Origin of the sequence: Mycobacterium sp. (assembly GCF_052145595.1) — a bacterium.
Classification (GTDB): Bacteria; Actinomycetota; Actinomycetes; order Mycobacteriales; family Mycobacteriaceae; genus Mycobacterium.
In genome coordinates this window covers 1-19,982 of record NZ_JBKQOI010000305.1, presented here as the reverse complement: position 1 = coordinate 19,982, position 19,982 = coordinate 1, and the positions used below count along the sequence as shown (strand labels likewise).

11 protein-coding genes and 2 pseudogenes are annotated in these 19,982 nt (G+C 64.1%); 5 read left to right on the top strand and 8 right to left on the bottom strand.

Going from position 1 to position 19,982, the window contains the following annotated elements; translation table 11 throughout:
• Window positions 1-446 precede the first annotated feature (446 nt).
• Complete coding sequence (locus ACLP4W_RS25875) at window positions 447-821, bottom strand: nuclear transport factor 2 family protein (RefSeq protein ID WP_442390242.1); 375 nt, start codon at window positions 819-821, stop codon at window positions 447-449.
• A gap of 365 nt (window positions 822-1,186) precedes the next feature.
• On the opposite strand from ACLP4W_RS25875, the gene ACLP4W_RS25870 reads away from it, so the two are divergent.
• Window positions 1,187-3,856 carry an ATP-binding protein gene (locus ACLP4W_RS25870; protein WP_442390239.1) on the top strand — a complete coding sequence of 890 codons (2,670 nt, stop codon included), beginning with the start codon at window positions 1,187-1,189 and terminating at the stop codon, window positions 3,854-3,856.
• 80 nt (window positions 3,857-3,936) lie between these two features.
• Here ACLP4W_RS25870 and ACLP4W_RS25865 read toward each other — a convergent pair whose 3' ends face one another.
• Window positions 3,937-7,188, bottom strand: a complete 3,252-nt coding sequence (locus ACLP4W_RS25865; protein WP_442390241.1) for a helix-turn-helix transcriptional regulator — start codon at window positions 7,186-7,188, stop codon at window positions 3,937-3,939.
• Window positions 7,189-7,561: 373 nt separating this feature from the next.
• On the opposite strand from ACLP4W_RS25865, the gene ACLP4W_RS25860 reads away from it, so the two are divergent.
• Window positions 7,562-7,981, top strand: coding sequence for an ester cyclase (locus ACLP4W_RS25860; protein WP_442390238.1), 420 nt, complete (start codon window positions 7,562-7,564; stop codon window positions 7,979-7,981).
• Window positions 7,982-8,126: 145 nt separating this feature from the next.
• On the opposite strand, the gene ACLP4W_RS25855 is transcribed toward ACLP4W_RS25860, so the two are convergent.
• On the bottom strand, window positions 8,127-8,453 hold the full coding sequence (locus ACLP4W_RS25855; protein ID WP_442390240.1) for an ester cyclase: 327 nt from the start codon (window positions 8,451-8,453) through the stop codon (window positions 8,127-8,129).
• Between the two features lie 348 nt (window positions 8,454-8,801).
• Here ACLP4W_RS25855 and ACLP4W_RS25850 point away from each other — a divergent pair, with 348 nt between their 5' ends.
• On the top strand, window positions 8,802-9,056 hold the full coding sequence (locus ACLP4W_RS25850) for a hypothetical protein (RefSeq protein ID WP_442390237.1): 255 nt from the start codon (window positions 8,802-8,804) through the stop codon (window positions 9,054-9,056).
• Window positions 9,057-9,210: 154 nt separating this feature from the next.
• Window positions 9,211-9,780: a recombinase family protein gene (locus ACLP4W_RS25845; protein WP_442390236.1), complete on the top strand. Its 570-nt coding sequence runs from the start codon at window positions 9,211-9,213 to the stop codon at window positions 9,778-9,780.
• A gap of 139 nt (window positions 9,781-9,919) precedes the next feature.
• Here ACLP4W_RS25845 and ACLP4W_RS25840 read toward each other — a convergent pair whose 3' ends face one another.
• Entirely contained in the window at window positions 9,920-11,890 is a 1,971-nt protein-coding gene (locus ACLP4W_RS25840; RefSeq protein WP_442390235.1) for an acyl CoA:acetate/3-ketoacid CoA transferase, read from the bottom strand.
• Window positions 11,891-12,390: 500 nt separating this feature from the next.
• Between ACLP4W_RS25840 and otsB the strand changes: the two genes are divergently transcribed.
• On the top strand, window positions 12,391-16,338 hold the full coding sequence (gene otsB, locus ACLP4W_RS25835; protein WP_442390234.1) for a trehalose-phosphatase: 3,948 nt from the start codon (window positions 12,391-12,393) through the stop codon (window positions 16,336-16,338).
• Here otsB and ACLP4W_RS25830 read toward each other — a convergent pair.
• The 4 genes and pseudogenes from ACLP4W_RS25830 to ACLP4W_RS25815 all read right to left on the bottom strand — a co-directional run.
• Window positions 16,280-16,612 (bottom strand): annotated as a pseudogene (locus ACLP4W_RS25830) (hypothetical protein); the annotation flags it as partial. The gene otsB and the pseudogene ACLP4W_RS25830 sit on opposite strands and share 59 nt — an antisense overlap.
• Before the next feature lie 146 nt (window positions 16,613-16,758).
• Window positions 16,759-16,944 (bottom strand): annotated as a pseudogene (locus ACLP4W_RS25825) (putative PEP-binding protein); the annotation flags it as partial.
• A 345-nt stretch (window positions 16,945-17,289) separates the two neighbouring features.
• Window positions 17,290-17,580, bottom strand: coding sequence for a phosphate acyltransferase (locus ACLP4W_RS25820; protein WP_442390233.1), 291 nt, complete (start codon window positions 17,578-17,580; stop codon window positions 17,290-17,292).
• Between the two features lie 284 nt (window positions 17,581-17,864).
• Entirely contained in the window at window positions 17,865-19,172 is a 1,308-nt protein-coding gene (locus tag ACLP4W_RS25815) for a lipase family protein (RefSeq protein WP_442390232.1), read from the bottom strand.
• Window positions 19,173-19,982 lie beyond the last annotated feature (810 nt).

The window sequence follows — 19,982 nt, the reverse complement described above, 5'->3', positions numbered from 1 at the left end:
CGTTCCTACCTACAGGATTCATGGGTGGCTCACCTGAAGACGCTCTCGACACCGCCTGCGGCCTCTACCTCAACGACCCCACCGCCTGGACCTAGACCCCCGACGAACTAACGACCGTGACCACTAGCGGGCCAACCGCCACCGCCACGTACATTCCCGAGGCAGCCGGGCCCTGCTGGCTGGTGAAGATCCGAAAGGCACCGTGCCGGGTAGCGCGGTTGCCGTTCGCTCACGTTCGGACGCGTGCTAGCGAATCTCTTGGCCTTGATTCACGATACCGACCCGGGCGTCGAGACATCGCGCATTACGGGAAAGGATGTACGAACCGGCGAGCTAAACCTGTTGCAAACCCAGACCTACCGGTTCGAATGCGGGCACCTGGCGATCTGCGGGCTGGTATGGCCAGTACCCGCCGCCTCCCAGCCACCTACAGACTCCTGTAGTCGCTACTTCTTGCCGTAGACCCTTTCCTGCATGGCAGTGTCTCCGATGCTCACGGCTTTCACGAGTTTGCCATTGCGATAGGTCAACACATCGGCCTGGAGTGCGGATTCCCCGCCAGCGGTGACCTTGGTGATGACGACCACGTCATCGCCCTCGCCGAGGATTCGCTCAGGCGTTGTGGTGAAGGACTTTTCAGCGAGCTTCCCTAAAAATTCCATGAACTCGCCTTTGCCGCGATACGTGCCGCCGAGCTTGCTGTTACCGGGTATGGACCACTCGATGTTGTCATCGAAGTCGTTTAGGGCCGTTTCGATGTCTCCCGCGGCGTACGCGGCATACCCCTTCTTGGCAATCTCGACATTCTGACTTGCCACGATCACTCCTTTGTGTCGGTGTTCTCTCGGCCCCCGGTTTTCCGCCGAGCGGATTGATCTTCTTCTCCTGGCGGGACTTGGGGACCGTGACCATTCAACTCCGGCGCGACACAAGCAAAGTAGGGACTTTCGGCCACTCGTTACTCCAGGGTGGCGTTTGCGCTGCCGTCATGACGGCGCACGGTGTGGGGAAGGGTGGGTTACTGGTACCGTTCCACGGTTGGGGGTTCACCTTTAAGCAACCGGCCCCTGCGGGCAATCAAGGGCGGCAACTAGTTGTGGGCGGGCGGTACCCCCGCCACCTCACCCGCGATGACGGGACCGATTCCACCGATGTTCGAGGTGGGAGTGCGCTCTTGTGAAATCCTGTGAGCGTGTCTGCTGCAGCCGCCCCTTCCGGGGTGGTGACGTTTTTGTTCACCGATGTTGAGGGGTCGACTCGTCGGTGGGAGGCGAACGCGGATGAGATGCGGGCCGCGCTAGCAGCGCACGACGAGGTGTTGCGCTCTGCGATTGAGACGCACGGCGGTTTCATGTTCAAGCACACCGGCGACGGTGTGTGCGCGGCATTCTCGTCACCAAGGGCAGCGGTGGATGCCGCGATAGCCGCGCAGCGCAAACTGGAATTGCCGGTGCGGATGGGCATCGCGACTGGCGAGGCCGAGTTGCGCGGGGCGGATTACTTCGGCGCGGTGCTCAACCGTGCCGCACGGGTGATGGCCGCCGGGCACGGCGGTCAGATACTGGTGGCTGAGTCGACGGCGGGTCTGCTCAGCGGAGTGGATCTGCTCGATCTGGGGCCGCGACGGTTGCGTGACGTGCCGACGCCGGTCGGCGTGTTCCAGGTTCGAGCACCCGGACTGCGGGCGGATTTTCTGCCTTTGCGGGCGCTGGACACAAGCCCGGGCAACTTGCGGCGTGCGGCGACCAGTTTCATCGGGCGCGAGTCCGAGGTCGCCGAGCTGCAAGCCGCGGTGAAAGCTCATCGGTTGGTCACGCTGACCGGGGTAGGTGGGGTCGGCAAGACCCGCCTGGCGCTGGAAGTCGCGGCGCGGCTCGGCGATGGATTCCCGGACGGGGTGTGGTTTTTCGACTTGGCCGCGGTCGCCGATCCGGCGGCGGTGTCCGACGCGGTGGCCGCGGTGCTGGGCATCATCCAACAGCCGGGCAAGAGTGTGGCTGACAGTGTCGCGGCCGCGTTGGAGGGCAGAGTCCGGTTGTTGGTGTTCGACAACTGTGAGCACGTCCTCGACGCCGCAGCCGGTTTGGTTGAGGCGATCCTGGCGCACTCGGCGACCGTCAAGATTCTGGCGACCAGCCGCGAAGGACTACGGGTCGCCGACGAGCAACTGTGGCCGGTGCCCTCGCTGGATGTCGGCGCGGGAATCGACTCTGCTGCGGTCTCCCTATTCATTGAACGTGCACAAGCCGTTTCGCCGGGCTTCTCGGTGGCCAACGCCGATGAGGCTGCCGCGGTGGTGGAAATCTGCCGTCGGCTGGACGGGATCCCGCTGGCCATCGAGTTGGCCGCCTCGCGGATGGCGGCCATGACCGCGCTCGAGGTGCGTGATCGTCTGGATCAGCGGTTCCGGCTGCTGGTGGGCTCGCGGCGCGGCCTGGCACGCCACCAAACACTGCGCCACGCGGTGGCGTGGTCCTATGACCTTCTCGACGACGCCGAAAAGACCGTGCTGGAACGCTGTTCGGTGTTCGCCAGCGGTTTCGACCTGCAAAGTGCCTGCGCCATCATTAGTTCCGATGATGACTTGGCCACCCTCGATCTGCTCGATGCCCTGGTGCGCAAGTCGCTGCTGGTCGCTGACCGTTCTTCGGGGCGGACCCGGTTTTCGATGCTGGAGACGATCCGCCAGTTCGCCGAGGAACAACTCGTCGCCCGCGGCGAAGCATCCCAGATTCGGGCCGCCCACTCGCGCTACTTCGCCGGACGCGAAGCCGACATCCTGGCCCTGTGGGACAGCCCCCGCCAGCGACAGGCCCTAACCTGGTTCACCACCGAGCTGGCTAACCTGCGCACCGCGTTTCGCTGGGCCGCCGACCACGGCGATCTGGATGCCGCCGCCACCCTCGCCAGCTATGCGGGGTGGCTCGGCGCTGCGGTCCAAACCTTTGAGCCGATAGCCTGGGCCGAAGAGCTGATCGAGCCCGCCCGCACCGTCGACCACCCGCGGCTGGCGTTCCTGTATGTGATCGCGTCGCTGTGCTACACGACCGGACGGATCGAGGCGGCTGTCGGCTACAGCGACGCAGGCCAGATCGTTCTCGGCAGGAGCCGCGAGGCGCCGCCGTACGGCTCCGACGCCTTGCTTGGAGGTGTAAACCTAGCCCTCGGGCAGCCCGAGCGGTTGGCCGAGTGGTGCCGCGCACAGCTCGCACGCCGCCGCGACACCCACGTCCACATCCGGGCATGGCTGGTTCTCGCCCTTGCAGTGGCTGGTTCCGGCGGGGAGGCGATGGATTCCGCGGATGGCCTCATCGAGGCTGCGGAGGCAACAGCCAACCCGTCCTTGCTCGCGTTCGCGCTCGGTGCCTACGGTTTGGCTTTCGGTGACGCAGATCCCGTCGGGGCGCTTAACGCCCTCGGCCGGGGTCTGGTGATCGCTCAAGACAGCGGCAACCGCGCCCAAGCGTCAGCGCTGGCGGTGTTTCTGGCACGACTTGAGGCCGAACACGGCGACACGCTGGCCGCGTTCGATCACCTCACTCTGGCAATCCGCAACTACCACAATGCGGGCGACACCACCACGATCCGCGTCCCGCTGGCCATCCTCGCCGCTCTTTTCGACCGGCTCGGACTTTATGAACCGGCGGCCACCATCTCCGGCTTCGCGCTGAGTCCCATCGCCGCTGCGGCGTTCCCCGAAATCACCACCGCGATCACCCACCTCCGCGACGTCCTCGGTGAGGCGACCTACGAATCGCTCGCCCGCAAGGGTGAGACGATGACCACCGCCGCCATCGCGACGTACGCCTACGATCAAATCGACCAAGCCCGAGCAGAACTCGAACACCCGACCTGAAACGCGGCGACGGGAACCGCTTCGCTCACGCGGCGGCCCTGCGGCTCAGGTCGATAACGGGCATTGCGCACTCCTTTCGATCAGGCGTGGCGGGCTGCCTCCTGGGCGAGCTGCACCCGGGAAGTCAGTCCGAGTTTGGTGTAGACGTGGGTGAGGTGGGTTTGCACGGTGCGCGGTGAAACGAAAAGCCTTGTGGCGATGTCGTTGTTGGCGAGTCCTTCGCTGACCAGTCGCACCACGTCGCGCTCCGCTGGGGTAAGGGATGCCCAACCGCTGCTGGGTCGTTTGCGTTCGCCGCGGCCGCGCTGCGCGTAGGCGATTGCTTCCTCGGTGGATAGGGCTGCCCCCTCGGCCCACGCGGCGTCGAAATCTTCCTGGCCCATTGTGTTGACAAGCGCCGCCACCGAAGATTCGTATCCCGTTTGGTAGATCTGGAAGCGGCACTCGCCGGTGCGATGGCGGATCACCTCTGCGGCGCCGAAGAGCCTGGCCGCTTCGCGTTGTCTACCCGTATCGCCACACAGGCCCGCGAGCACCTCAAGGGTGTCGGGAACCTCTAGGACCGCTTTCACGCCGGCACTGCATGCGAGCGCGTCAACAGCGTCCCTTTCGGCCTCCTGCGGGACTTCCTGCGCGATCAGGACCCGGGCACGCGTCGTCAGCGCTTTCGCCAGCCACCAGCCGGTCATTGCCTTGACGGCGTCGTCCGCAAAGCGTCGCGCCGCGGTGAGATCACCGCGCGCCAGAGCCGCCTCAGCTATGTGCACGGTGTCTATCGCCGCTATCTCGCCATAGCGGCTGAGGTGAGCCCAGCCGGCCTCAGCCGCGCTCGCCGCGAGTGCGCTGTCACCGGCTGCCAGGGCCGCGGCAATCAACGCCATGTAGCCGGAACCAACATAGAGCTCGCCGACGTCCCCGCCGGAGTCGATAGCCGCTTCAGCCGCGGCCCGAGCCTCACCGACGTCACCGAGGTATGCCAGCACGTGGGGAAGCATGATCATGATGACGACCTTCAACAACTCGTCGTGATCGGCCTCGGCCTCGGCCAGCACCGCGCGGAACTGTGCGATCGCTCCAATCAGATCCCCCTGCATCAGCTGTGCGCCGGCGAGGCGCCACCGGCACTGCCGCGAATCGAAGCGGTCACCGATGGCGTCGGCGAGTTCGCGTCCTTCTTCGGCGGTCGTGCACACCGTGACCGGGTCACCCGCCATGAACGCCCCTTGAGCCTGCTGGCAGAGGATCTGGCTCATCCTCCACCGGTCACCCAGTGCGCGGGCCAGGCCGATCGCCTCGGCGAAGTACGGCCGAGCCGCTTCGGAGTTGAAAACCACCGCGCTGCCGCAGGCATAGAGCGCTCTAGCGAGCAGAGCAGGATCATCGAGTTCGCGCGCGAGCGCCAGCGCCTGTTCGGCGTCAGCCATGTTGTAGACACCGACGTGTTCGTCTAGCACGGCCTTGTCGGCGAGCGCGCGGGCGCGCACGGGAGGCGCTATCCCGATCTGACTTACGTTGTCGTCGCCCAAAACGGCATCGAACCAGGCCAGCCCTTCCTGGATGCGGCCGCGAGACAGCCACAGCGGCTGCAGCGACGATGCCAGCTCCAACGCGCGACTGACGTCGCCGATTTCGATGCTCCACCCGAAAGCGCTTCGCAGATTGTCCATCTCCTCATCTGCCTGTCCGACACGCTGGTCGTAATCACTGCGCGCCGATGCGTCGAGCAGCGCCGCCATCGCCGTGTAGTGATCGCGGTGACGCGACCGCATGGCGTCAGCTTCGCCGGACTCGCCGAGCTTCTCCAACGCGTATTGACGAACCGTCTCAAGCAACCGGTATCGCGTTGGACCACCTGTGTTTTCGGCGACCACTAGCGACTTGTCGACGAGCAGAGTGAGCTGATCGAGCACCTGGTAGCGCTCCGCATCCCCACCGCCCGCGACAGCTTGCACGGCATCAAGATCAAAGCCACCCAGGAACACCGCCAGCGCGCGGAACAAGACCCGTTCCGGTTCGCTCAGCAGCGCATGCGACCAATCCACCGAGGCGCGCAATGTCTGCTGGCGGCGCACCGCGGTCCGCGCACCACCGGTCAATAGCCGGAACCGGTCATGCAGGCTGTCGAGGATCTCGGCTAGAGATAGGGCGCGCACCCGCGCCGCCGCAAGTTCGATGGCCAGCGGTATCCCATCGAGGCGGCGGCAGATCTCCGTCGCCGTGGCGACGTTGTCGTCGGTAATGGCGAAGTTGGCCTGAGCCAAGCGGGCGCGATCGGCGAACAACTCGATGGCTTCGTCGGTCAGCGACAGCGACGGCACCCGCCACGTCGCTTCGCCTGTTACACCGATCGGCTCACGACTTGTTGCCAGAACTATCAGCCTCGGCGCCCCACCCAACAAAGCGACGACCAGCTCGGCACTCGCGTCGAGCAGGTGTTCGCAGTTGTCCAGAACCACCAGCATCTGACGGTCGCGAACAAACCGCACCAGCGTATCCATCGTCGAGCGGCCCGGTTGGTCGGGCAGACCTAATGCACGCGCCACCGTCACCGGCACCACGGCCGGATGGGCGATCGGCGCCAGATCGACATACCAAACACCGTCACGGAACTCTGGCGCGATGCGAGCCGCGATCTCAACGGCGAGACGGGTCTTCCCGGCGCCGCCGGCTCCGGTCACGGTTACCAGCCGGTTATCGGCCAGCAGCTGGCACACATCGCGCATCTCTGCAGCGCGTCCGACGAAACTGGTGAGTTGCACCGGAAGATTATGCGCACCAATGGTTTTAGGGGTACGCAATGGCGGGAACTCGACTCGCACGTCGGGGTGGCATAGCTGCACCACCCGCTCTGGGCGGGGCAGATCGCGCAGCGGGTGAGTGCCCAGATCGGTCAGCCAGGCATCGGGCGGGAGCCGATCGACCACCATGACCTCGGTCGCACCCGACAAAACCGTCTGGCCGCCATGCGCCAGATCGCGCAGCCGCGCGGTCCTGTTGATGGTCGGACCGGCGTAATTGCCCTCATCGCGCAACTGCACCTCACCGGTATGCACCCCGATCCGCAGCCGGATCGGGGCCAGCGGTGCCCGCTGCAACTCCAGCGCGCAGGCCACCGCGTCACTGGCGCGGGTGAACGCCGCCACAAAACTGTCGCCTTCGCCTTGTTCCACCGGCCGCACCCCGCCATAGGCGGCGATGACTTCGGAGACGGTTTGGTTGAGGCGTGCGACGGCGGCGGTCATCACCTCGGGCTGGGTCTCCCACAGCCGCGTCGAACCCTCGACGTCAGCCAAAAGCAGCGTCGCCGTTCCCGTCGGCAAAAGCCCGCTCACGCCAAGATCGCTCCAGTCCACCGGCGGCAGGTCCACGCGTCGGTCGATCTCGCTCATGCTAGCCAGCATGTGGCCACCGTGTGCGGCAAAACATCAGCGCAAACGCGCAGATTACAGCCGGTCGCACGCGTATCTACGACCCGTGAGCGCGCAGATCTAAGCCGGCCGAAGCACAACCAGAGCGAGACAATCACCGACCAACAGCCTGGAGCCAGTTCGCGCCGCCCAACGCGGGGCCACTTCAACTTGAAGCGCGAGTCGGGGCTGCCTGCCACGGATGTGCCGACGCTATGTGGCGAATCAAATCCCCGCGGACCTGTCGGCACCTAACGTATAGCCGTTAAGGCCAGCCATTTGCGGGAGAGGAACGGCGATGGCGACAACCGAGGATTCGAAGGCGCTGATGTGGCGTATCACTGATGAGATCTGGAACAACGGCCGATTAGATCTCATCGACGAGCTCATCGCGGAGGACCTCGTCGATCACGTTGACCTCGCGGGTCTCGAGGGAAGCGGTCGTGCCCGGTATCGAGCAAGCGTCGAGATGATGCGTTCAGCCTTTCCCGACTATCGCAACCCCCTCGACTTCGTCATCGCCGAAGACGCGTTCGCGGTTTCCTATGGGCGCAGCACTGGAACGCATCGTGGCGAGCTTTATGGGATACCCCCGACCGGCCGGAGAATCGATATACCGACATTCGGCATCCTGCGCTTCGAAAACGGTCAGGCAGTCGAGCGATGGGGTTTCGCAGACAACCTCGCGATGATGCAACAGCTGGGGTTGGTGAGCTAGTCGCCGTCTTTGGATTGACCAACAGCCCCTCATCGGCCAGCCACCACCACATGGCCCGCGATGGCAAACCTCAACGAGTTCCTCGCCAAACCAGGAGCCGATCAAGCGCATAAAGAGAACTGGCCTCAATGCGCCCACTGGCGGATCAGTATCCGAGTTCCCTTCGCACGGAGTGCATGTCGTAGTACTGCTCCTCTTGAACGATCAACCCGTCGTCGTCAAAGCGGAAGATCGCGCAGAACGGAAAACTGACAGTTCGGCCGGTCGCTTCCATCCCGCGCCAGGGTCCCGCAAGTGTGCAGGTATGGCGTCCTTGGATGATAATTGCACCGTTCGTTGCCTCGAAGGCCTGTTCTATGTCGTAGCGGGCGCTGCTATAGGCCGAGGCGTCCTCCTGGGCCTCATGAAGTTCAGCCTCTGATCGGGCAGTAAGCCCGGTGACATGATCGATCCACACATAGCCGGGCCCGATGCACGGCCGGCGGTCTCCCAGTCGAGTTCATCGCTGGCCTTGTAGTAGGCGCGGATCGTGTCGAGGTTTTTCGGCGTCATTGACGAAAGCCTAGGACCGTTGTCGTGGCGGGACCGCGATAGTGCGAACCACAGGCGCAGGCTTTCTTGCGGTGCCGATCCCGTCGCCTCGCTGGACGCCCTGCGTCGGGGCCTGGTGATCGCCCAGGACAGCGGCAACCGCTTCACCGAGTCACTCCTGGCGGGCAGTCTGTGCCGCCTCGAGGCCGTATAGGGCGACGCGCTGGTCGCGCTCGACTACATCACGCTGGCAATCCGCACCTACCACGACGCGGGCAACACCGCCGGGGTGCGCGGCGCCGTCTCGATCCTCGCCGCCGTGTTCGACCGGCTCGGACGCTACGAACTAGCTGCCACCATGGCCGGGTTCGCCGTCATCCCCTACACCGCAATGCTTGCTGAGTTCAACACCCTGATCACCCACCTCCGCGATGTCCTCGGCGACCAAACCGACGAATCGCTCGCCCGCAGGGGCGAAACCATGACCATCGCCGCGATGGCGACCTACGCCTACGACCAAATCGACCAGGCCCGAACAAACTGAGCGCTGCCTCGAAATAGACCACATCTGAGACACCGATTGAGGCGGATCTGCCGTCGGCGTTTCCCATGGTCGGGATGTCTCAATTGTTTGTCTCAGAAATAGGTGTCTCGTAATAAGCGTTGAAGTAGTTGTGGGACGGGGAAATTCACTGGAAATGGATTTGCGGGTTGGTGGCGCGCGTGTGGGCTACACCAGGGTAAGTACCGTCGCCCAGACCTTGGATCAGCAGAACGCCGCACTGGAGGCGGCCGGGGTCACCAAGATGTTCTCCGACACCATGTCCGGCGCTCGTGATGACCGTCCCGGCCTGGCTGCCCTGCTGGACTACCTCCGCCCCGGCGACACCGTAGTGGTCTGGAAGCTAGACCGGCTCGGGCGCAACATGATCCACATCCTGCAGACCGTCAAGGAACTGACCGACCAGGGCATCACCCTGGTGTCGACCACCGACGGCATCGACTCCTCGACCGCTGCGGGCCGCATGATGATTGGGGTGCTCGGTTCCCTAGCCGAGTATGAACGCGAGCTGATCAAGGAGCGCACTGCGCTTAAACGGGCGGCCTCGCGGGCGAACGGCACCACATTCGGTCGGCCCCGCAAGGTTTCCGATGCCGAGCACATCACCACCGCGAAGCGGATGAAGGCCGACGGCCACACCGCCAAGGACATCGCCAAATACCTTGGGGTCAGCCGCGCCACGCTCTACCGCTACCTCGCCGCCTAACACCACAAGCGCCTGGTCCTCTCCTCCCGACCCTGCCGCCCACCGGCGTCCTCGATCCAGCCCAGCAGCGGCCACCCGGCCCTGTGTGACGAGAGGAGACAACAGATGACGCCTCCGCCTCCTCCGTCATCGCGCGGTATCACCGGCACGATGACGAAAGGCTCGCAATTGCTTCGGTCCTGCTTTCGTAGATGTGGGGTGCCACGCCGCGGCTGGCGAGCTGGTCGTGGAGTTTGAGGCGCATGAATGAGCTCGTTGTGTAGCGGCTCGCAGACAGATAGAAGCGGTCGGCGAAGTCCTTGATCGACGCCGCATAGAAGTCGTAGAGGTCGTTGGGAAGGGAGAAGTTGTCGTAGTTGGCGACGAGATGGACCTTCTTACCGACCTCGACAAGGCGGGCTTCGATGGCAGAACGGATCGCCTCGGCCTCGGCGGCCGTGGTGACGGTGATTCCTTCCATGTTGAGGAAGAAAGCGTTCCGTTTGGCGTCATAGGCGAAACGCGCGTCGAGCGGGACGAAGAGCATGCGCTCCTTCAAGCACATTTTTTCCGGGGTGAAGATTCGCGGATCCATCAGGATCGGTTCGTCATCGATGATGGGTTCGAAGCTCATGTGGGCGAGGATGTCTTTGTCGATGTCCACACCGGGTGCGACTTCGGTGAGCTGTAAGCCCTTATCGGTCAGGCGGAAGACGCAGCGGTCGGTGATGTAGAGCACGGGCTGGCCGGTCTTGACGGCTTCGGCGCCGCTGAAGGTGCGTTGTTCGACTGCGTCGATGAACTTCGGCGCGGCGGCGGTCGGGTCGACAACGATGTGGCCCTCTCGGACATGGGTGCGGCTCGGCGCGAGGAAGGTCCCGAGGAAGAAGACTTCTTTGGCGTTCTGGCTGATGTCGATGAACCCGCCGCAGCCGGCGAGTCTCGGTCCGAATCGGCTGACGTTGATGTTGCCCTGGCGGTCGGCTTGGGCCATGCCGAGAAATGCGGCGTCGAGACCGCCGCCGTCGTAGAAATCGAACTGGTAGGGCTGGTCGATGACAGCGTTCGCGTTGACCGCGGCGCCGAAGTCGAAGCCACCGACCGGCATCCCGCCGATGACACCGGGCTCGGCGGTCAATGTCAGATAGTCAAGGATGTGTTCTTCTCTGGCGACGCTGGCGACGCCTTCGGGCATGCCGATGCCGAGGTTGACGACACTGTTTGCGTGCAGCGCGAGCGCTGCACGCCGAGCGATGACCTTTCGTCCATCGAGCGGCATGGGTGCCGTCGCGCGCAGCGGTACGTGAACTTCGCCGCTGAATGAGGGGGAGTAGACGGTGCCAAAGGTCTGCCAGTGGTGGTCCGGTGTCGAGACCACGACGCAGTCGACCAGCACGCCGGGAATCTTGACTTCGCGCGCGTTGAGTGAGCCGCTGCTGGCGAGCCGTTCGACCTGCACGATCACCAGGCCGCCGGAGTTATGGACGGCAGTGGCGATCGATAGCCCTTCCAGAGTGAGAGCTTCTCTTTCCATGGTGGTGTTGCCGTCAGGGTCGGCGGTGGTGCCGCGCAGCAAGGCGACATTGAGCGACAGCGCCTTGTAGAAGAGGTATTCGATACCGCTGAGGGTGAGCAACTCGACGCGGTCTTCCGTCGTTCGCTCGTTGACCTTGCCGCCGCCGTGCCGAGGGTCAACGAACGTGCCGAGCCCAACGTGGGTTAACAGTCCGGGTTTGCCGGCGGCGGTGTCGCGGAACAGTTGCGCCAGAACGCCTAGCGGCAGGTTGTGCCCGACGATTTTGTTCTCGAAGGCGAGTTTCTGGATCGCCGGGCACATTCCCCAGTGCCCGCCGATGGCGCGGCTTAGCAGCCCCGGGTGGCAGATGCGGTCGAGTCCGCGGCCGCTGCGGTCGCCTTGCGCGACGGCGAAGACGATGCCGAGATCCCGTGGAGCACCGTCGGCGAGGAAGCGTTGCTCGAGGGCGATGGTCAGTTCCTCCGGGAAGCACTCACCACCGAAGCCTTCGATGGCGACGGTGTCGCCGTCGCGGATCAGGCGAACGGCCTCGGCGGCGCTGACGACCTTGTCACGGGAAGGGGCAGTCGGCAGGAAGTCTGCGACGGTGGGCATTGGTTTTCCTTCGACTGAGTGGGGCAACGGCCAATCGGGTCGGGCCCAGGACACGGATGACTTTCCCTGTTAATTATCGGGTCGGTGATGGTCGCGTGGGCGTGTTCGGCGAAATCCCGGGCGCCGCAGATGGTCATGCGCAGACCGCGACCTTCGACGCGGCGCGGGATTCAAACTTGTCTCGCCGTACCCGGGGTGTCCCTGGTGTCGACCAGAACCGTTCGAGGGGCTGCCGAGAACGGCTGGCCGCGTGCGCCAAAGTCATCCGGCTGGAAGACGTTTCAACGGCCACGTGGTTGAGCATCACCGCTTCCCGGTGACCCGGATGCCCGGAAGACACGGTTCTCAGGGGGCATAGGTCACCAAGTGGTTGGCCATTGGTCCTCAGTCCGTGTCCAGCCCTTGCGGAGTGGTGCCTCAACGGCGATATGGTCGTCTCGCCCAACGCGTTGCGGCGCGCTCAGCGTGGACCCATTAATTCAATGCAAGGGACGCTGGCCATGAAGCTGCCCATCACTATCGACCCGCGCTATCACGACGCGGTGATCTTCGACCTCGGCGGTGTGGTGACCGACACCGCATCGATCCATCAGGAGGCGTGGACGGCGCTTTTCGACGTCTATCTCGCCTCCCGGCCCGAGACACAGGGCGAGGATCACGCGCCGTTCACCGACGCGGACTATCGGCATTTCGTCGATGGCAAACCGCGGTATGACGGGGTGGCGGACTTCTTGAAGTCCCGTGGAATCTCGCTGCCGTGGGGCGTCGAGACGGACGACACCGACGACACCATATGCGGCCTGGGCAACCGCAAACAGAAGCTGTTTCTCGATCGGTTGGCCTCCGGCGTGCGGGTGTTCGAGTCGACCGTCGAGCTCGTGCGGCAACTACAGCAGCTGGGCATCGGCACGGCCGTCTTCTCGGCCAGCCGCAACTGCGAACATATTCTGCGGGCTGGCGGGATCGCGGATCTCTTTCCGGTTCGCGTCGACGGCGTGGTCGCCAAGGAGCTCGGGCTGCCCGGCAAGCCCGATCCCGCGGTGTTGCTCGAAACAGCCAGGCGGGTGGGGGTCCGTCCGGATCGATGCGTGGTCGCCGAGGACTCGGAGGCCGGCGTGGCCGCTGGGCGTGACGGCGGATTCGCGCTCGTCATAGGCGTCGACCGCACCGATCACGGCGAGGAGCTGCTTCAGTCCGGGGCCGACGCGGTGGTTTTGGATCTCGTGGCCGTCAGGGTGGCAACCGGCTACGAAAAGATGTCGGCCCTGCCGGACGTGCTCGACTCTTACGGAGAGATGTCCATCATGATCGCGATGCGGCAACCCGTGGTGCTCTTCGATTTTGACGGCACGTTGTCTGAGATCGTCAGCGACCCCGGCGCCGCCACGCTGATCCCCGGGATGGCCGACGCGTTGAAGTCATTGGCGAAGCACTGCCCGGTGGGCGTGTTGAGCGGTCGCGCCCTGGAGGACATTCGGGCACGCGTTGGCCTGTCCGGCATCTGGTATGCGGGAAGCCACGGCTTCGAGCTGACCGCACCCGAGGGCACGCATCATCAGAACGATGAAGCCATCGCGGCCGTCGACGTGCTAGAGCACGCCGCGGCAGAACTGAGCAATCGGTTGTCGGGCATCGACGGTGTCCTGGTGGAAAGCAAGCGGTTCTCCGTCGCCGTGCATTACCGCAACGTTGCCTCCGAGCGGGTTGCAGAGGTCACCACTGCGGTGCGGGTCATCGGACAGCGCAACGGCCTGCGGGTGACGTCCGGGCGCAAGGTCATCGAGCTGCGACCGAACCTGGACTGGGACAAGGGCAAAACGGTGGAGTGGATCCTTGAGCAAGTCGAGGGCCCGGGACCGACCTTCCCAATCTACGTCGGTGACGACCTCACCGACGAGGACGCCTTCGACGCGGTGCGTCACAACGGTGTCGGAATCATCGTGCGCCACGGCGAGGATGGGGATCGACGGTCGTCGGCGCGGTTCGCCCTCGAAAACCCGACTGCCGTGCGCCGGTCCGTCAAACGGCTCTCCGAGCAGCTCGCCGCCGAGCAGGACACCTCGAACAATCCGTGGACGATGACGTACGGGGGCTATGATCCGCGAGACGAGCGCATGCGCGAGGCGTTGTGCACCTTGGGCAACGGCTACTTCGCGGTCCGCGGATCCGCGCCGGAGTCGCGCGCCGGCCAGTTTCACTACCCCGGCACCTATGTCGCAGGTCTTTACAACCGGCTGACCGACCAAGTCGCCGGCACCGCCATCGACAACGAAAGCATCGTGAACCTGCCTAACTGGCTGGCGTTGACGTTCCGGATCGATGGCGGTCCGTGGTTCGACATCGACGACACCACGGTGTTGAGGTATCTGGTCACCATCGACCTGCGCCGTGCAGTACTCACCCGCGAAATTCGGTTTCGCGATGAATCCGGCCGCACGACCAGTCTGACGCAGCGCCGATTCGTCGCGATGCACCGTCAGCATGTGGGCGCGATGGAAACGACGTTGCTGGCCGAAAACTGGTCGGGACGGCTGGAGTTTCGCTCGCTGATCGACGGCGATGTTCAAAACACCGGCGTGGAGCGTTACCGCGACCTGTCGTCGCGCCATCTGACCATATGTGTCACACGGGAATTGTCGGAAGAATCGGTGGTTTTGGAAGCAGAAACCAATCAGTCGAAGATTCGAATCGGCGTCGCGGCGCGCAATACCGTATGGCGTGGCACCGAGCCGGTCGCCGCCGATTACCGAATCATGCAGGAGCAGGCGAGGATCGGGCATGACATCGCGGTCGACATCGCGGCTGGCCAGTCCGTCACCATCGAGAAGATTGCCACGCTCTTCACCGGGCGTGACTTCGGTATAGCGGAACCCGCCACGGAGGCTGAACGGGAGCTCGACCACCTCGGTCGATACGCAGAGCTCGAACGTGGCCATCAGTTCGCCTGGGCGCATCTATGGGAGCGCTTCAACATCGACATGGGCCGCGACGCCAACGCACTGCGGATCCTGCGCGTTCACCAATTGCATCTTCTGCAAACGCTTTCGCCGCACACCGCTGATATGGACGTTGGGGTGCCCGCTCGTGGGCTGCATGGTGAGGCATACCGAGGGCACGTGTTCTGGGACGAGCTGTACGTCTTCCCGGTGCTGAACATCAAGCTGCCCAAGGTTACTCGATCGCTGCTGTTGTACCGGTATCGACGGTTGCCTGAGGCCCGCCGTGCAGCCAAAGAGGCCGGCTATGCCGGCGCGATGTTCCCTTGGCAGTCCGGCAGCGACGGTCGCGAGGAAAGCCAGCAAATGCATCTCAACCCGCGCTCGGGCCGGTGGCTTCCAGATGCGAGCGCCCGCGCACATCACATCGGCCTCGCGATCGCCTACAACATTTGGCAGTACTACCAGGTCAGCGGCGACATCAGCTTCCTCATCGACTATGGGGCGGAGATGCTGGCCGACATCGCCCGATTCTGGGTGAGCCTGGCGACGCTCGATCAGGCGCGCGAACGCTACGTGATCCGCGGTGTCATCGGGCCCGACGAATTTCATTCCGGCTATCCCGACCGCGGTTACGACGGCATCGACAACAATGCGTACACCAACGTGATGGCGGTCTGGACGATCCTGCGCGCGATGGAGGCCCTCGAGCATATACCGATCTACTACCGAGTCGCCCTGCTGGAGACGCTCGGCATCGGCGACGAGGATCTCGAGCACTGGCAGGATGTCAGCCAACGCATGTTCGTGCCGTTCCACGCCGGGGTGATCAGCCAATTCGAGGGCTACGAGCAGTTGCGCGAACTGGACTGGGAGAGCTATCGCAAGCGATACGACAACCTGCAGCGGCTCGACCGTATCCTCGAGGCCGAAAACGACAGTGTCAACAATTACAAGGTCTCCAAGCAGGCTGACGCGTTGATGCTGTTCTACCTGTTTTCTTCCGACGAGCTGTACGATCTCTTCGGCCAGCTCGGATACCGCTTCGCGCCCGAACAGATACCGAGGACGGTCGACTACTACCAATCCCGCACCTCGCACGGTTCCACATTGAGCGCCGTCGTGCACGCCTGGGTTTTGGCCCGCGGCAACCGTGATCAAGCGATGCGATACTTCAACGAGGCGATGGCTTCAGACGTCGTCGACATCCAAAAAGGCACCACGGCCGAAGGGATACACCTGGCCGCGATGGTGGGCACAATCGACCTCGTGCAGCGCTGCTTCACCGGGCTGGAACTCCGCCGTGACCGGGTTGTACTCGAACCGCTGTGGCCGAAATCGCTTGGCAAATTAGAGTTCACGTTGCGATACCGAGGCCACCGGTTACACCTGTGGGTCAGCGGGCGCAGCGCACAGATCAGTGCCGAGAGGGGCGTCGCCGCGCCGTTTGAGGTCAAGTGCCGCGGCCAGACGAAACAGCTGAAACCTGGCGGCACAGTCCGATTCGACTGAAGCCGCTACAGAAGCTGGTGAACGGGCACCATAGAGTCAGCCGCGACACGGGGCTGTAGCCCCAATGGTTTGACGAGGCCGGGCGGGCCGTCTTGCGGATCGAAAGGTAAGGGCCGCCCCCCGGTTCCACGTCAGGCACGAGCACATGCCAGAAATACGACGCGCGGTTCCGCAGTGGCTCCAGCGGGATCACGCGAGAAGGCCGCGCGTCATCGACATCGTCGATCAGCCGCAGATCTAACTGCCCAGCGGTGCGCGACCACACCGAGGAGTTCGTGCCGCCGTCGGCGCGGCGGCCACCGACCGGAGAAGCCCGACCGGGGCCTCACTCCCACAGTGGTCCATGTCCTTCGGTGGGACCAGAGACGCTCTACTAAAGCCCGCGTCACGACCCCCCACTGGTACCGAAACGGTGTCGGCTTGTTGCTCTACCTGCAGGACCCGCCGGGTTGTCTTGACCACGGTGTCGGGATTGAGGCTCATTGAATCGATGCCCACCCGGACCAGGAACTCGGCCATATCGGGGTAGTCCGAGGGCGCCTGGCCGCACAACCCGGAGTGGAGTCCGTTGCGGCGGCAGCCTTCCACAGCCAGGCGGATCATCTCTGCTTGCCGGCGGCTGCAGTTCACCGCCGACAACGCTGATTGTCCGGCGTGCACGTACCTTCTGCGCATCCCAGATGGCGGCGGGGGAGTTCGATATCAAGCCCGACAAGTTGATTGGCGCATCCCTGGGTAGCCGTCGAGGCGCCCGCTCACTCCCGCTCAGCAGGGGGCCTTGCCGGCGAGCTGAGCGAACCCCGACCGGGCGCGGCTGCAGCCGATGACGACGTAACTGATAATGTGACCCTCCCTCGAATCTGTTCCCCCGAGTGCTAGCGCTGCACCGCAAGCGCCGAAAGCCTGGTCGCCCTAAAGGGTTCGCGGGACGAATTAGGCTCTGGCGCACGGTCATGACGATGTTCCGAGCTGGTCCTCCTGCGCGAGGTGGTGCGCGTAGAGCGCGCCTATAGCCACCGAAGCCAGACGGGCGTGCGCGCTATCGGCCCGGCTTGTCAGGATAATAGGCACGCGCGCGCCGAGCACGATGCCGGCGGCATCGGCGCCGGCCATGAAGATCAGGTTTTTCGCCAGCATGTTACCGGCCTCGAGATCGGGTACGACCAGAATTTGGGCGCGACCAGCCACGGGCGAGACGATTCCCTTGAGCTTCGCGGCCTCAGGGCTTACGGCGTTGTCCATGGCCAGCGGCCCTCGTCGACGGGGTGCGCAACGTATTCAGCGTCGCCGCCTCAGATGAGAGGAGAGAATGCTTCGTTCACCGCTCCACGAATCCCGATCGCCTGGTTCCCAGCGTGCCATCGCCGACGAATGTGCCGCCCCTGCAGATCGCAGCCCGGTATGCCGCTGGGAGGCCCAGGGCGCTGCGGCGCGGTTGACCTTGCCGAGGCCCGGATCTCTCGAAGTCATCATGTCGGGCGAATCGGACACTGTGCTGCCACTGGGCTGGGCCGCTGGTGCCGGTCCTACAAGATCTGTGGCGACGGCATCGGAATCGGCTCGAGCGGGTTGCCTTGGTGGATCGACGAACAATTCTGCGGCGCCGGCAGGTCTTCGAAGCGCTCCTTGATCCAGGCGATCGAGTGCAGCAGCCAGGGGGCCACGCTCGAGATGTGGCCGAGCAAGTCGTACTCCTCGTAGTGGACTTTCGTGCCCTTGGCGCAGTAGTCGCGGGCAAGTGTGCGCACGTCGCCGGCGATCATCACGCCGTCGCCGGCGCCGATGTCCTTCTTGTCGCCCGGCGTGCCCTCGAGCTCACCATTGGCGCCTTGACCGATGAACAGCGGGATGGTCGGCGTACCGCCTGTGCCCATGATCAGCTTGTTGGCCAGCGTGACGAAGAGCGGCAGGCTCTCAGGAGTCGGGTAGGCGGGGATGACCAGCTTCTGCCAAGTCAGACCCTTGTAGCGGCCCAGGACGTCGACGATCGAAGTGGTCTGCATCTCGTTGAAGACCGTCACGCCGGTGGGGGTGAGATAGGGCGTGAAATCGACCTCGAACGCGCGCGCGATGCCCACGAGTGCCATCGGCATGACGCCGCCCCAGAACCAAGTGCCCTCGACGTAATCCAGGTTGTGTGCCGGATCGACGAGCACCCCGCCCATCGCCGCGCCGATCATGCGCGCGTTGACGTCGGGCGCATACGTCGGGGCAAGCTCGGCAGCCCACTCGGTGGCGATCGCACCGCCGGAGTAGCCGAGCATCGCAACCTTTGCATCGTCCGGGAGCCCCACGGTCGACGACGGTGAAAACACAGCGCGGATCGAGTCGAGCGTGTTCATGCCGTACTCGGGGCCTGCGGCGAAGTCGGCCCGCTGGCCCTCGGTGTCGGGGACGATGACGGTGTACCCGTCGGCGAGGAACGGACCGAAGACCGTCCCCTCCACGTTGGGGACGAGTCCGCCGAGCGTGACTCCGCCCGAGATCGCATACGACGGCTCGTCGTTTTGGTTCAGCGAGTCATAGGCGGACTGGTATGAGATCACCTTCGTCTTGTCGTCCTGGTCAGGTGGCTGAATGACCGAGGTGACGTTGACGGTGGGGTTGCCGGTCTGGCTGGTCGACCGGTAGAGCAGCTGCGTGGCCTTCAGCCATGTCGGGACACCGAATGCGCGGTAAAGAATGGGGCGAGTCTTCAGCACTGTTCCCGGAAGGATGGTCTCCAGGCTGTCGGTGTACTTGTAGAACGGATCATCCTTCGGCTGCGGCACGGCCATGCCCGGCTCGCGGCCCGGATCGGGATACCAACCTGTTGGTTGCAGCGGTGCAGTCATAGCTCCCCTAACTGTGAGCACTATGTTGCCTTCCGAGGAGACCCAGGTACAGCGTTTCGTGTGTCACGCCGCCTGCCGCATTGGGGCGAGATGCGGCTTTAGCCGATCTTCGTCAAAGTAAAAGAATCGGCCGGCGCTTCGCACCCGGCTCCTTGACCGTTTGGGACCCCGCTTACTTCGCCGGTAAGCGTTACGGGATCCCACGACCACGTCTGTATCGCACCAGAGAGCTGGCCGTCCAAGCAGAATGTGCCGTCTGGCCTGTCAACCGTCATAGTCCAACGACCGTCCACCAGCTGTGCATCGCCGCCCCATCCTCTTGAACTGGCGATGTTCGCGATACAACCTGCGGGACCACATGTCGAATTAGCGATCCACGTGGTTAGGGTTCCGGGCTCACCGCTATTGTCCAGCGAATACATGCCGTTGAACTCGTCCGCGCACGCTGGGATCGGTAGACCCACCGCGGTGGCAGCGAAGATGGTAGTTGCGGTCAGACCGCAAGCGATAGTCACGATGTTTCGCCTTCTGCCGGCAGCTAAGTCTACCGACGAGTGTCCGACCTGCACGACGCTTAAGCGTTGCGGTCCGACTGGTTGCACGTAGCCTCCCCGGCTCCCACGCCGACCAATACGAGGCAATCGAATATGCAGGGTTACCGGTAACTGCCTATCTGGCTCGTGTCGTGATCGTCTCCTCGCCGAGCATCCCAGGGAGTGCGCGAAGCGTGTTCAACTTGGCGGCGCCGGACGAACGGAGAGAATGCCGGGCTCTCCACTCTACGAACCCCGATCACCTGATTCCCAGCAA